This is a genomic window from Actinacidiphila sp. bgisy167, from assembly GCF_965342175.1.
Classification (GTDB): Bacteria; Actinomycetota; Actinomycetes; order Streptomycetales; family Streptomycetaceae; genus Actinacidiphila.
The window spans coordinates 50,909-63,969 of record NZ_CBDRBL010000013.1 but is presented as its reverse complement, the minus strand read 5'-3'; the positions used below and the strand labels follow the sequence as shown (position 1 = coordinate 63,969).

The 13,061-nt window shown below is 72.1% G+C and carries 11 protein-coding genes and 2 tRNA genes; 9 read left to right on the top strand and 4 right to left on the bottom strand.

Features of this window, described 5'->3' with window-relative positions:
- Positions 1-10 precede the first annotated feature (10 nt).
- On the bottom strand, positions 11-538 hold the full coding sequence (locus tag ACRWND_RS07800) for an NUDIX hydrolase (protein ID WP_431947337.1): 528 nt from the start codon (positions 536-538) through the stop codon (positions 11-13).
- Positions 535-1,971, bottom strand: a complete 1,437-nt coding sequence (locus ACRWND_RS07795) for a zinc-dependent metalloprotease (protein ID WP_431947335.1) — start codon at positions 1,969-1,971, stop codon at positions 535-537. The genes ACRWND_RS07800 and ACRWND_RS07795 overlap by 4 nt, the downstream gene beginning before the upstream one ends.
- A gap of 127 nt (positions 1,972-2,098) precedes the next feature.
- On the opposite strand from ACRWND_RS07795, the gene ACRWND_RS07790 reads away from it, so the two are divergent.
- The 4 genes from ACRWND_RS07790 (at position 2,099) to ACRWND_RS07775 (ending at position 5,168) form a co-directional block, all read left to right on the top strand.
- Positions 2,099-3,202: an SDR family oxidoreductase gene (locus tag ACRWND_RS07790; RefSeq protein ID WP_431947333.1), complete on the top strand. Its 1,104-nt coding sequence runs from the start codon at positions 2,099-2,101 to the stop codon at positions 3,200-3,202.
- Positions 3,203-3,260: 58 nt separating this feature from the next.
- On the top strand, positions 3,261-3,719 hold the full coding sequence (locus tag ACRWND_RS07785) for a molybdenum cofactor biosynthesis protein MoaE (protein WP_431947331.1): 459 nt from the start codon (positions 3,261-3,263) through the stop codon (positions 3,717-3,719).
- A 170-nt stretch (positions 3,720-3,889) separates the two neighbouring features.
- Entirely contained in the window at positions 3,890-4,057 is a 168-nt protein-coding gene (locus ACRWND_RS07780) for a hypothetical protein (RefSeq protein ID WP_431947329.1), read from the top strand.
- Positions 4,058-4,100: 43 nt separating this feature from the next.
- Positions 4,101-5,168 carry a YlbL family protein gene (locus tag ACRWND_RS07775; protein WP_431947327.1) on the top strand — a complete coding sequence of 356 codons (1,068 nt, stop codon included), beginning with the start codon at positions 4,101-4,103 and terminating at the stop codon, positions 5,166-5,168.
- Positions 5,169-5,225: 57 nt separating this feature from the next.
- Here the strand turns inward: ACRWND_RS07775 and ACRWND_RS07770 are convergent, their stop codons facing one another.
- A complete protein-coding gene (locus tag ACRWND_RS07770) occupies positions 5,226-5,780 on the bottom strand; it encodes a PPA1309 family protein (protein ID WP_431947325.1) in 555 nt (184 codons plus the stop codon).
- Between the two features lie 145 nt (positions 5,781-5,925).
- Here ACRWND_RS07770 and ACRWND_RS07765 point away from each other — a divergent pair, with 145 nt between their 5' ends.
- The 5 genes from ACRWND_RS07765 (at position 5,926) to ACRWND_RS07745 (ending at position 12,550) form a co-directional block, all read left to right on the top strand.
- Positions 5,926-8,784: a UPF0182 family membrane protein gene (locus tag ACRWND_RS07765; RefSeq protein WP_431947416.1), complete on the top strand. Its 2,859-nt coding sequence runs from the start codon at positions 5,926-5,928 to the stop codon at positions 8,782-8,784.
- A gap of 39 nt (positions 8,785-8,823) precedes the next feature.
- A tRNA-Met gene (locus tag ACRWND_RS07760) sits at positions 8,824-8,897 on the top strand.
- Between the two features lie 199 nt (positions 8,898-9,096).
- On the top strand, positions 9,097-10,959 hold the full coding sequence (locus ACRWND_RS07755; protein WP_431947323.1) for a tetratricopeptide repeat protein: 1,863 nt from the start codon (positions 9,097-9,099) through the stop codon (positions 10,957-10,959).
- A gap of 51 nt (positions 10,960-11,010) precedes the next feature.
- A tRNA-Met gene (locus tag ACRWND_RS07750) sits at positions 11,011-11,084 on the top strand.
- Positions 11,085-11,284: 200 nt separating this feature from the next.
- Complete coding sequence (locus tag ACRWND_RS07745) at positions 11,285-12,550, top strand: hypothetical protein (RefSeq protein ID WP_431947321.1); 1,266 nt, start codon at positions 11,285-11,287, stop codon at positions 12,548-12,550.
- Here the strand turns inward: ACRWND_RS07745 and ACRWND_RS07740 are convergent.
- A complete protein-coding gene (locus ACRWND_RS07740) occupies positions 12,520-12,930 on the bottom strand; it encodes a Fur family transcriptional regulator (RefSeq protein ID WP_431947319.1) in 411 nt (136 codons plus the stop codon). The two genes, ACRWND_RS07745 and ACRWND_RS07740, sit on opposite strands and share 31 nt — an antisense overlap.
- Positions 12,931-13,061: the final 131 nt, after the last annotated feature.

Below are 13,061 nucleotides of genomic sequence, written 5' to 3'. Positions count from 1 at the left end.
CCGCCTCAGATCAGAGCAGCGCGCGGGTGCGGGCCAGCAGCGTCCGGACGGAACCGTCCGCGACGTCGGCGACCTCGTCGTAGGAGAACCACCTCAGATCCAGCGACTCCTCGCTGATCTCCTCCACCGCGCCGGGCGGAGCCACAGCCGCGTACTGCACGTCCAGGTGCCACGCGCACGGCGTCAGGTGCCTGTCGAGGTTGACCGGCTCGGGGCGCAGCAGAGTGAGCCCCGCGATGCCCGACTCCTCCACGCCCTCGCGCAGCGCGGCCGCGGCCAGCGAGGAGTCACCGGGCTCGCAATGACCTCCCATCTGCAGCCACATCCCGAGCTTCTTGTGCAGGGTCAGCAGCACCCGCCCGCGCTCCGGGTCCACCACCAGGGCGCTGCCCGTGATGTGGCCCTCGGCGCACGCCTTCCACATGGCGTCCGGGTGCGTCTCCAGGTGCGCGAGGTAGGTCTGCCGCAGCTGGTCCTGGCTCGTGTCGGGCGCGGACCAGCCCTTCAGGACGCGCAGGGCGTCGTCGTACAGGCTCACTTCTCCTCGTCGCCCTTGCCCTCGCTGCCGCCCTTGCCCTCGTCGCGCGGGACGTCCTGCACGTGTCCTCCGGCGGCCTCGCCGAGGATCCTGTCGAGTTCGGAGAAGTCCAGCTGCTCGCGGTGCACGAAGCCGTCGGGGTCGTCCAGATCACTCGCGGTCGGCAGCATGTCGGGGTGCGCCCACAGCCCGTCTCGCCCGTCGACGCCACGGGCGTCGGTGAGTGAGGCCCACAGCCGGGAGGCGTCCCGCAGCCGCCGGGGCCGCAGCTCCAGGCCGATCAGTGTGGCGAAGGTCTGCTCGGCGGGGCCCCCGCTCGCCCGGCGGCGGCGCAGGGTCTCGCGCAGCGCGCCGGCCGATGGCAGGTGCGGGGCGGCGGCGGCGTGCACGACCGCGTCCACCCAGCCCTCCACGAGGGCCAGGGCCGTCTCCAGCCGGGCCAGCGCCGCCTTCTGAGCCGGGGTGTCCTCGGGCTGGAACATGCCCTGCTGCAGGGCCTCCTGGAGCGCCTCGGGGTTCGACGGATCGAGCCGGCCGACCGCGTCCTCCAGCTTCGAGGTGTCCACCTTGATGCCGCGGGCGTACCCCTCGACGGCGCCGAACAGGTGTGCCCGCAGCCACGGCACATGGGCGAACAGCCGCTGGTGTGCCGCCTCGCGCAGCGCCAGATAGAGCCGGACCTCGTCCTCGGGCACGCTCAGTCCCTGGCCGAAGGCCTCCACGTTGAGGGGGAGCAGGGCCGCCTTGCCGACCGGGCCGAGCGGCAGGCCGATGTCGGTCGGACCCACGACCTCGCCGGCGAGGGTGCCGAGCGCCTGCCCGATCTGGCTGCCGAACATCGCGCCGCCCATGGAGCGCATCATGCCCAGCAGCGGGCCGGCCATGGCCTGCATCTCCTCGGGCAGCACGTCGCCCATCGCCGTGCCGACACGCTCGGCGACCGGGTCGACCAGCTCCTTCCACACGGGCAGGGTCGCCTCGACCCATTCGGCGCGGCTCCACGCCACGGCGGATGCGGCGCCGGAGGGCATCGACGTCACCCCGTCGAGCCACAGATCGGCCAGCCGCAGCGCCTCCTGCACCTTGGCGCGGTCGGCGGCCCCCACGCTGACGTCCTTCGACCCTCCCTCGGCGCCCTGCGCGACCGTCTGCCGGGCGATGTCTTTGGCCATGTCCCAGTTCACCGGGCCGCCCTCGTACGAGAGCATCTGGCCCAGCTGCTGGAAGGCCGCGCCCAACTCGTTGGGGTTGAGCGAGCCGAACATCGCGGCGAAGGGGTTGTCCCCGCCCGGGCCGCCGAAGGGGTTCTGGCCGCCGAAGCCGAAGGGATCAGCCGGTCCCCGGGAGCCGCCGGAACCGCCCGGCTTCCTGCTGTCGTCCCCTTCCTCGGGCTCCTCGGGAGGGACTCCGAATCCGAATGGGATGTCGCTCACGGTTTCCTCGGCTCTGTGTGTTGTGGGCTGTACCTCCAGCCTAGACACCCGTCAGGCAGGATGGCTGCGTACGGACCGCGGTTGCGGGCCGCGCACCGGTACCAGAGACAACCGTGGGAGACACCTGGTGAGTTCCCCAGAACCGACCGTTCGCCCAGAGCGGAGCGGCGGCAGGGCCCCCGCCGGACCGGTGGTCGCCGTCACCGGCGCCGCCTCCGGGGTCGGCCTGCGGCTGGCCCAGCGGCTGGCCGGCACCGACCAGGTCAAGAGGGTCGTGGCGATCGACGAGCGCCGCGGCGACGTCCCCGGCGCCCAGTGGGCGGTGCTCGACGTACGGGACCCGGCGATCGCCGAGCGGCTGCGCGGTGTGGACGTCGTCGTCCATCTCGCGCTCGACCTGGACCTGGAGTCCGACCCCAGGGCGCGCAGCGCCTTCAATGTGCGCGGCACCCAGACGGTGCTCACCGCGGCGGCCGCCGCGGGCGTGCGGCGCGTGGTGCTGTGCACCTCGGCCATGGTCTACGGCGCCCACGCGGACAACGACGTCCCGCTCGCCGAGGACGCGCCGCTGCGCGCGACGGCGGAGGCGTCCTTCGTGGGCGACCTGCTGGAGATCGAGCGGCTCGGCAAGCGCGCCCCCCGCGCCCACCCCGGCCTCAACGTGACCATCCTGCGCCCGGCCGTCCTGGTCGGCGGCACCGACACCGCGCTCACCCGGTACTTCGAGTCGCCGCGCCTGCTGGTGGTGGGCGGCAGCCGCCCCTGCTGGCAGTTCTGCCACGTGGACGACCTGGTGACGGCGCTGGAGCACGCGGCGCTGGAGAGGGTCGACGGCGAGATGGCCGTGGGCTGCGACGGCTGGCTGGAGCAGGAGGAGGTCGAGGAGCTCTCGGGCATCCGCCGCATGGAGCTGCCTCCCGCGGTGGCGCTCGGAGCGGCCTCCCGGCTGCACCGGCTGGGCCTGACCCCCTCACCGGCGGGTGATCTGGCGTACACCATGCATCCCTGGGTGGTCAGCGGCAGTCGGCTGCACGAGTCGGGCTGGCGGCCGAAGTGGACCAACGAGGAGGTGCTGGCGGTCCTGCTGGAGGAGGTCTCCGGCCGCAACTCCGTCGTCGGGCGGCGCCTGGGGCGCAAGGACGCCGCCACACTCGGCGCCGCCGGCGCGACGGTGGCCCTGGTCGGCACGGCGGCGATGGTGCGCAGGGCGCGCCGGCGCCGCGGTGTCTGAGGGGCGCCGGTCCGACGCGTTCCGGTGGGGGTTTGCTCAGGGCGGACGATGGGGCAGCATGAGCCGCATGGCACAGACGCACGACGAACCCCTCCGGCTCATCGCGATCCGGGACACCGAGCTGTCCGTCGACGAGGTCTTCCGCGCGGTGGGACACGACTCCGCCGGGGGCACCGCGCTGTTCGTCGGCACCGTTCGTGATCACGACGGTCCCTCGGACGCAGCGGTGACCGGGCTCGGCTACTCCGCGCACCCCAGCGCGGAGGCGGAGCTGCGCCGCGTCGCGGAGAAGGTCGCGGCGGACTTCCCGGTCAGGGCCCTGGCCGCCGTCCACCGGGTGGGCGATCTGCGGGTCGGCGACCTCGCGGTGGTCGTCGCCGTCTCCTGCCCGCACCGCGCCGAGGCGTTCGCCGCCTGCCGGCGGCTGATCGACGACCTCAAGCGCGAGGTCCCCATCTGGAAGCACCAGGCCTTCGCCGACGGCACCGAGGAGTGGGTCGGCGCCTGCGCCCGATGACCCACCGCGCGGCGACTGCGCCCGTCGTCCGTCCCGCGGCTCCAGCGCCCGGCGGCCCACTGAGTGGCCCACCTGGGGTTGCGTAACCTGCGACCCGCTCTGAACGTTGTAGCAGCAGAAGATTAGTCTGCTCATAGTTTCTGATCGGCATGCGCGTCCGGGAGGCCGAAGTGGCAGCGCTCGCATGGTTGCTCATCCCGTTGGTCGCCGCGATCGCCGCGGCTGTCTGGGGAAGCTGGGCGGCGCGTACGCGCTCCACCGGTGACGGCGCCTCGCTCGCCGACTACGAGCGCTTCCGCGAGGCCATGCAGCGCACCGGATCGGGCGGACGGGCCTGAGGCCCACGGGGCGGCCGGGGGTCCCGTACCGTACTGTCGTTCCATGCCACGCCGCACCGCGACGCTGCTCGCATCGACCCTGACCCTGATAGCGCTGCTGTGCGGGGCCCTGCTGTGGCCCGTCCCGTACGCGGAGATGTCCCCGGGGCCCACGGTCAACACGCTCGGGTCGCACGGCGGGGATCCGGTGCTGCAGATTTCCGGGCACAAGACGTACCCGACCAGCGGTCATCTCAACATGACCACGGTGCGGGTGACGAGCGCGGACTACTCGATGAACCTCGTCGAGGCGGTCGTCGGCTGGCTGGCGCACGACCAGAAGGTCGTCGAGCACGACACCCTCTACCCAAAGGGGCAGACGGCTGAGCAGGCCGACCAGGAGAACGCCGAGGAGTTCACCCAGTCCCAGGACAGCGCCAAGGTCGCGGCCCTGGAGCAGCTCGGCATACCCGTCGGCTCCCGGGTGATCGTCTCCACCGTGGTCAAGGGCGCCCCGGCCGAGGGCGTGCTCCATGCCGGCGATGTGATCAAGGCGGTGGACGGCCGGCCGGTCAAGGCGGCGGGCGATGTCGCCGAGCTGGTCACCAGGCATCAGCCGGGGCAGACGGTCGTCTTCACGGTGGTGCCCGAGGGAGCGAAAGGCGACGCGTCCCGGGACGTGAGGATCACCACGGGCGCATCGGACGACGACGGAGCACCCCGGGCGATCGTGGGCATCCAGGCCGGGGTCGAGCACACCTTCCCGTTCAAGATCGACATCAAGCTGGCGGACGTCGGCGGCCCGAGCGCCGGCCTGATGTTCGCGCTGGGCATCATCGACAAGCTCACCCCCCAGGACCTCACCGGCGGCACGTTCATCGCGGGCACCGGGACGATCGACGACGAGGGGAGGGTGGGTCCCATCGGCGGTATAGACATGAAGACGATCGCCGCGCGGGACAAGGGAGCCGAGTACTTCCTCACCCCCGCGGACAACTGCGCGGAGGCGGCGGCGGACACCCCGAGCGGCCTCACCCTGGTCAAGGTGAAGACCATCGACGGCGCCCTGGACGCGCTCAAGGACATCCGCGAGGGCAGGACGTCGGCCCTCCCCTCCTGCACGACGGGTTAGCCGGCAGGCGTGACCGCGTTCGACGGCCCCGGGGCGCTTCCCCGGGGCCGTCGGACGTCAGTCCTCGAAGGTCGCCGCCAGGGCGTCGGCCAGTCCGGGCACCAGCGCGGAGCCGGTCAGCACCTCGGTGGGGGAGTCCTTCTCGCGCAGCCGCACCGCGGACTCCCTCGAGCCGTCACGCAGCACGCCCACCGTCATACGGACCTCCTGCCGGTCGGGGTGCGCGGCGACCCAGCGAGCCAGCGCGGCGTCGTCCAGCCCCTCGGGGATGGACTGCTCCGCGGACGGCGGCAGCATCAGCCGCTCCACGGTGAGGGCGCAGCCGCTGACGACGCCCGGCCAGGCGATGGTGGCGAGGAACTCGTCCAGCGCTGCGCCGGGCGGAAGCTCGTCCTGCTCGATCGGGGTCAACCCGGCGGCGCTGTCGTCACCGAGGCCGAGCTCCTCGGCGAGTTTCGGCTCCTGGGCGCGCAGCGCCGCGGTGTCGACCAGGGCGAACAGCCGGGCGGGCTGGTCCCAGCCCAGGCCGGACGCATAGTCGTCGATCTCCAGGACGGCACGGGTGAGCGGGTTCGCGGCGAGCGGCGCACCCTCGGAGGTGGTGTTGGACATGCTCGACATCCTGCCTGTTCTGTGACCCGCTCCCCAATCGGGAGCCTTGGGGAACTGTGTAAAGGCTGAGTAAGTTGCATCTATGGGCGCTGAGACGGCGTCCGACGGAGACCGACACTTCGAGGTGCGCACCTTGGTATTCCAGATGCCGGACCGCGGCGGGGGTCCGCACGGGCCGCGGATCAGAGTGGGCCGCCCGTCGCGGCGAGCCCGGACACTGCTCATGACCCTGGGGCTGCTGGCCGTGCTGGCCATGGCCTTCGTCATGTTCTCGGGCTTCTGGACCGACTGGCTGTGGTATCGCTCCGTCCACTATTCCTCGGTCTTCACCACCACACTGTGGACGAAGATCGGACTGTTCTTCGTCTTCGGCCTGCTGATGGCCGCGGCCGTCGGCGTCAACGTGTACCTCGCGCACCGGCTCCGCCCGCCGCTGAGCGCGATGTCCATGGAGCAGCAGAACCTCGACCGCTACCGCATGGGCATCGCCCCCTACAAGAAGTGGGTGCTGCTCACCGTCTGCGCGCTGGTGGGGCTGATCGCGGGGGCGTCCGCCTCCAGCCAGTGGCGCACATGGCTGATGTGGACGAACTCCACCCCGTTCGGCACCAAGGACCCGCAGTTCCACGTCGACGTCGCCTTCTACGCCTTCGACCTGCCCTGGTACCGCTTCCTGCTGAGCTTCGGCTTCGCGGCCGTCGTGCTGTCGCTGCTGGCGGCGGTGCTGGTGCACTACCTGTACGGGGGCCTGCGGATCACCTCCCCGGGCGGCCGGGCCACGGCGGCGGCGACCGGGCACCTGTCGGTGCTGCTGGGACTGTTCGTCACCCTGAAGGCGGTGGCGTACTGGCTGGACCGCTACTCGCTCGCGGTGAAGTCCGGCAACCTCAGGTCGAACGACTGGACGGGTCTGCGGTTCGTGGACGCCAACGCCTATCTGCCGGCCAAGACGATCCTGTTCGCCATCGCCATCATCTGCGCGCTGCTGTTCTTCGCCACCTTGTGGCGGCGCACCTGGTCGCTGCCGCTGATCGGCTTCGGCCTCATGGTGCTGTCGGCGATCCTGATCGGCGGCCTGTACCCGGCGATCGTGCAGAAGTTCCAGGTGCAGCCGAACGAGGCCGCCAAGGAGCAGCCGTACATCCAGAAGAACATCGACGCCACGCGTGAGGCGTACGGCATCGACCACACCGAGGTGACGGATTACTCGGGCACGAGCGGCGACGACAAGGAGAAGCTGCGCAGCGACGCCGACACGGCCGCGTCGATCCGGCTCCTGGACCCGAACGTGGTCTCGCCGACGTACCAGCAGCTGCAGAAGGTGCGCGGCTACTACGCCTTCCCGTCCACGCTCGACGTCGACCGGTACACGATCGACGGCAAGGAGCAGGACACGGTGGTGGGCCTGCGGGAGCTGAACCTCGAGGGCATCCCGCAGCACAGCTGGATCAACGACCACTTCAAGTACACCCACGGCTACGGCGTGGTGGCGGCCAAGGGCACCACCACGACCTCCAGCGGCGAGCCGGACTTCATCGAGTACAACCTGCCGACCAAGGGCGACCTCGGGACGTACCAGCAGCGGATCTACTACGGCGAGCAGACCAAGCAGTGGTCGATCGTCGGCGACAAGTCCACGCCGGAGATCGACTACATCACCGACGACCAGGGCGAGAAGTCGTACACCTACACCGGCAAGAGCGGTGTCGCACTGAAGAACCCGGTGACCCGCCTCGCCTACGCGGTGGCCTTCGGCGAGCCGCAGATCTTCTACTCCGGCGCCGTAGGCGACGACTCGCAGATCCTGTACAACCGCATGCCCAAGGAGCGGGTCGAGGCGGTCGCGCCCTGGCTGACGATCGACGGCGACTCCTACCCGGCGATCGTCGACGGCCGCGTCGTCTGGATCGTGGACGCCTACACGACGAGCAACGGCTACCCGTACTCCTCGCGCACCACGCTCGGCGACACCACCGCGGACTCGCTGACCGACGGGCAGCGCGCCGTGCTGGCGCAGCAGAACCAGGTCAACTACATCCGCAACTCGGTGAAGGCGACCGTCGACGCGTACAGCGGCAAGGTCACGCTCTACCAGTGGGACACCAAGGACCCGGTGCTGAAGACCTGGATGAAGGCCTTCCCCGGCACGGTCGAGCCCAGGACGGCGATCAGCGACACGCTGATGGCGCACCTGCGCTACCCGCAGGACCTGTTCAAGGTGCAGCGTGAGCTGCTGACGCGCTACCACATCACCAAGGCGTCGACCTTCTACAGCGGCAGTGAGGTGTGGGAGGTTCCCAACGACCCGGCCGCGAAGACCGGGAAGTCGGTGCCGCCGTACTACCTGAGCCTGAAGATGCCCGACCAGAACGCGCAGGTGTTCTCGCTCACGACGACCTTCACGCCGAACAAGCGCGAGAACCTCAGCGCCTTCATGGCGGTCGACGCCGACGCCAAGAGCGCGGACTACGGTGCGATCAGGGTGCTGAAGCTGCCCTCGAACACCACGGTGTCGGGCCCGCAGCAGGTGCAGAGCCAGTTCAACTCCGACCCCGATGTGGCGGAGAAGATCAGGTTGCTCAAGGGCGGCGACTCCGAGGTCGAGTACGGCAACCTGCTGACCGTGCCCCTCGACGGCGGGCTGCTCTACGTGGAGCCGGTCTACGTACGCGGCGCCGGCACCAACTACCCGCTGCTGAAGAAGGTGCTGGTGAGCTACGGCGGCCAGACCGAGTTCGAGGACACGCTCGGGCAGGCGCTCGACGCGGTCTTCGGGGTGGACGGCGAGAAGCCGCCGCCGCCCCCGGACTCGGGCGACGGCGGGGGAACCGAACCGCCGGCCGCGGGCGACGCGACCGTCGCCCAGGCCCTCGAGGACGCCCAGCAGGCGTACGAGGCGGGCCAGAAGGCGCTCAGGGAGGGCGACTGGGGCGCCTACGGCCAGGCGCAGAAGGACCTCGCCGACGCCCTGAAGCGGGCGCAGGAGGCGGAGAAGACGGGATGAGGGGGCCCACCCCGCGTCGTGGTACGGTTGTTTCACCGACGCGGGGTGGAGCAGCTCGGTAGCTCGCTGGGCTCATAACCCAGAGGTCGCAGGTTCAAATCCTGTCCCCGCTACTGCAGGAAAGGGCCCGGAGTCAATAGACTCCGGGCCCTTTCACTTGTATGGGGGAATTGATAACGCTGAGGTTTCGGTTGGCATCATGTCGGGAAGTCGACAAAACGCTGTAGTGACCTATGACATGACCGACTGGATCGGCTGAACCCTGCAGGTTTGCCGCATACCAGGTGTACTCCGGGTACGGGTGATGCGACGATGGACCTCATGGGGGACGGTGCAAGCCTGCTGAGCACTCGTCAGATCCGGGATCGCGGGTCGGCGAGGCGGGCAGCCCTGCCCGCGTCCGGCGCCGCGCTCGCGCCCACCGTCGCCGACCTGCTGCCCGGCCCGCGCGTGGGCGGCCTCGACGACGAGCGCCTCATCGAGTCCGAACTCCCCGACCAGGAGACCCTGGAGGCCCGCGAGGAGGCCGAACTCGAGGCGCGCCACCGGCGGGCCGCCGAACGCGGTGACATCGGCGCCATGAGCGTGCTGGGCACCATGCTGCTGCGGCGCGGCGACCTGGAGGGCGCCGAGCCCCATCTGCGCGCCGCCGCGGGCGGAGGGGACCGTCCCGCCGCCAACAACCTGGGCCTGCTACTGCACCAGCGCGGCTACGCCGACGAGGCGGCCGCCTGGTGGCGGATCGCCGCGGTCGCCGGATCCGCCCCGGCCGCGCACGCGCTCGGCCGGCACTTCCGTGAACGCGGCGACGAGCCCGGCGCCGAGTACTGGCTGCGCCAGGCCGCCGAGTCCGGGCACGCCCTGGGCGCGTACGCGCTGGCCGACCTCCTGGACCACCGGCGCGACGTCGGCGCCGAGCGCTGGTTCCACGCGGCCGCCGAGCACGGCCACCGCGAGGCCGCCTACCGGCTCGCCGGGATCTGCGCCGAGCGGGGCGAGGAGCGCGAGGCCGAGCAGTGGTACCGGCAGGCCGCCGCCCGGCGGCACCGCAGAGCCGCCCTCCGCCTCGGCACGCTCCTTGAGGAGCGCGGCGAGTTCGAGGAGGCCAAGCGCTGGTATCTGACCGCGGCCCGTGACGGCGAGCCGCGCGCCGCCTGTGCGCTGGGCTTCCTGCTGCGCGACGCCGGCGACGTCGACGGCGCCGCCACCTGGTGGCGGCGGGCCGCCAACGCCGGTGACGGCAACGCCGCCAACGCCCTGGGGGCCCTGCACGCCCAGGAGGGCGAGACCCAGACAGCCGAGCGCTGGTACCGGGCCGCTCTCGAGGCGGGAGACGTCAACGGCGCCTTCAACCTGGGTCTGCTCTGCGCCGGCCAGGGCCGCACGACCCAGGCCGAGCAGTGGTACCGCAAGGCCGCCTACACCGGGCACCGCGAGGCCGCCAACGCGCTCGCCGTGCTGCTGCTGCAGCGCGGCGACGCGGCGGGCGCCGAGCCGTGGTTCTCCAAGGCCGCGGAGGCGGGCAGCGTGGACGCCGCCTTCAACCTCGGGATCCTGCACGCCGGGCGGGGCGACGACGCCACCGCGCGCAGCTGGTACGAGCGCGCGGCGGCCAGCGGACACGGTGAGGCCGCGCTCCAGGTCGCCATCGCGCTGCAGAAGGAGGGCGACACCCACGGCGCCGAACGCCACCTGCGCTGCGCCGCGGGCGGCGGCAGCCCCGAGGCCGCCTTCCGGCTCGGCGCACTCCTGGATGCCCGGGAGACGCCGGAGGCCGCCGCCGAGGCCGAGGAGTGGTACGCCCGTGCCGCCGGCCAAGGGCACCGCCGCGCCCAGGTGCGGCTCGGCATGTGCGCCGCCAAGCGCGGGGACGTCGTCGACGCCGCCCACTGGTACCGGGAGGCCGCCGAGGGCGGCAGCCGCAACGGGGCCTTCAACCTCGGGCTGCTCCTCGCGCGCGAGGGCGCGGAACCGGAGGCGGCCCTGTGGTGGACCCGCGCCGCCGACGCGGGGCACGGACGGGCCGCGCTGCGGCTGGCCCTGCTGGCCGCGCGGCACGGACAGCTGGCGGACGCCAAGGCATGGTGCGCGCGTGCCGTGGAGTGCGGCCCCGCCGAGGTGGCCGAGCGGGCGGCCCGGCTGACCGATGCCCTGGAGCACGAGCTCTCCGCGTGAAAGCGATTTGCGCTGCTCAGGGCAGGAGGGCTACAGTTACGAACACAACGACGCGGGGTGGAGCAGCTCGGTAGCTCGCTGGGCTCATAACCCAGAGGTCGCAGGTTCAAATCCTGTCCCCGCTACTGAAGGAGAAGGGCCCGGAAGCCAAGGCTTCCGGGCCCTTCTCCTATGTGTTCGGTACAGCCCCGGCATGGTTCGGGCAAAAGGCCGTGGACGCTCCTGGGCCGGCCGGCGCCGGCGCGCGATGCTGAGGGCAGGCACTCGGGCGGCGCGAGGAGGCGGTGTGCTGCGCAGGCGGCGTGAGCGGCGGCCGGCGGAACGCATGGATGTGACGCGGTGGGGTCGGCTGTGCGCGGCATCGGACATGGCGGAGCTGCTGCGAGAGCTGCGGGGCGCCGCCGGGGACGCGGGCGCCGGCTACGACCGGGCGGCGGCGCTGAAGGCGTTGGCCGCGGCGCCGCCCCGGCTGTGGCTGCTGCTGGACCGCGCCGCCCGGGTCCAGGAGGGCCCGCCCCTAGCGCCGGGCGAGAGCGAACCGCTGCGGTTGCTGCTGGCGGCGATGGACAGGGACGGCAGGACCCGGCAGGCCGCTGTGGAGAAGCTGGCAGTGCACGGCGGACCGGTGGTGGCGTCCGCGCTCGCGCTGCGGACGGCTGACTGGGTGGACCAGGTTCGCGACCGCGCCCTGGCTGCGCTGCTGCGCCGTACCGCCCCGGACGAGGCCGCCGCGGCCCTACGGATCCTGCTGAGGATGCGGGGACGGAGCCGGGCGGCGCACACCGCTGAGGCGTACCGCGGGGTGCTGGCGGCTCCTGAGGGGCGGCGTGCGGTGCGGGCGCTGGCGGCCGACGCCGACCCGCAGACCCGGCGGTTCGGGGTCGAGCTGGCCCTGGAACTGGGCGCGTTCGTCCGCGGGGACCTGGTGCGCACGGCGTTGCGGGATCCGGACCAGGTGTGCCGGAGTCTGTGCGCGGAGCGGTTGCTGCGGATGGATCCGGACCAGGCCGGGCGGTTGCTGTGGGCCCGCTCGGCGGCCGTGCGGGAGCTGGCGGTCGCGGCGCTGCCCGACGATGTGCCGGCGGCCCGGCTGACCGCGTCGCTGGCCGATCCGGCGCGGATCGTGCGGGCGCAGGCCCGCTGGCGGCTGTACAGCAGGGGCGAGCCGCCCGCGCCGGCGTACCGCAGGCAGCTGCTGCGCTGCGGCCCGCAGAGTCCGCCGCGGCTGGTGGCCGGACTGGTGACGGGCCTGGGGGAGTGCGGTGACGCCTCGGACGTGCCGCTGCTGCTGCGACTGGCGCGTGAGGCCCGGGCCCCGTGGCCGCCGGCGGTGCGCCGGGCCGCGCTGCGCGCTGCGGCCCGGCTCGCCCCGCGGGGGGACCTGCTGGGGACGGTGGCGCCGCTGACCGCGGACCCGGACGAAGGGGTGGCCAGGGACGCCTTCGAGGCGCTCGCCAAGGTGGCCGGGCAGGTGCCGGAGGCCACGCTGCAGCTGGGGCGCACTCACCCGGAGCCGGGGGTGCGGAAAGCCGCCGAACGGGTGAGCCGGGCGGCGCGGCGTCAGGCGCAGTCGGGGCACAGGCCCCGGTAGGTGACCTCCACATCGGAGACGGTGAAGCCGAAGCGCTCGGCGTCGGGCAGGTCCGCCAGCGGATTGCCGTGCGGGTGGACGTCCCGGATGGTGCCGCAGTCGGAGCACACCAGGTGCTGGTGCGGGCGCCGGGTGTTGGGGTCGTAGCGCTTGGCGCGGCCGTCGGTGGCGACTTCCATGACCTCGCCGAGCGACACCAGCTCGCCCAGGGTGTTGTAGACGGTCGCCCGGGAGATCTCGGGCAGTCGGGCGGCCGCCCGGGCGTGCACCTCGTCGGCGGTGAGGTGCACGTGGTCGCCGTCGAGCACCTCAGCCACGACGCGCCGCTGCGCGGTCATGCGCCATCCGCGGCCGCGCAGTCGTTCCAGCAGGTCACTCATCCGTTTCACCTATCAGTGGGATGTGAACAGCTTATCAGCGGCGGTCCGTGTTCCGACCGAGTACGAGATTGTTGCTCTTCTTGATTTGGACTCTGTCTATCGTAGGATCACTTCTGGCTCAGGCCACGGCA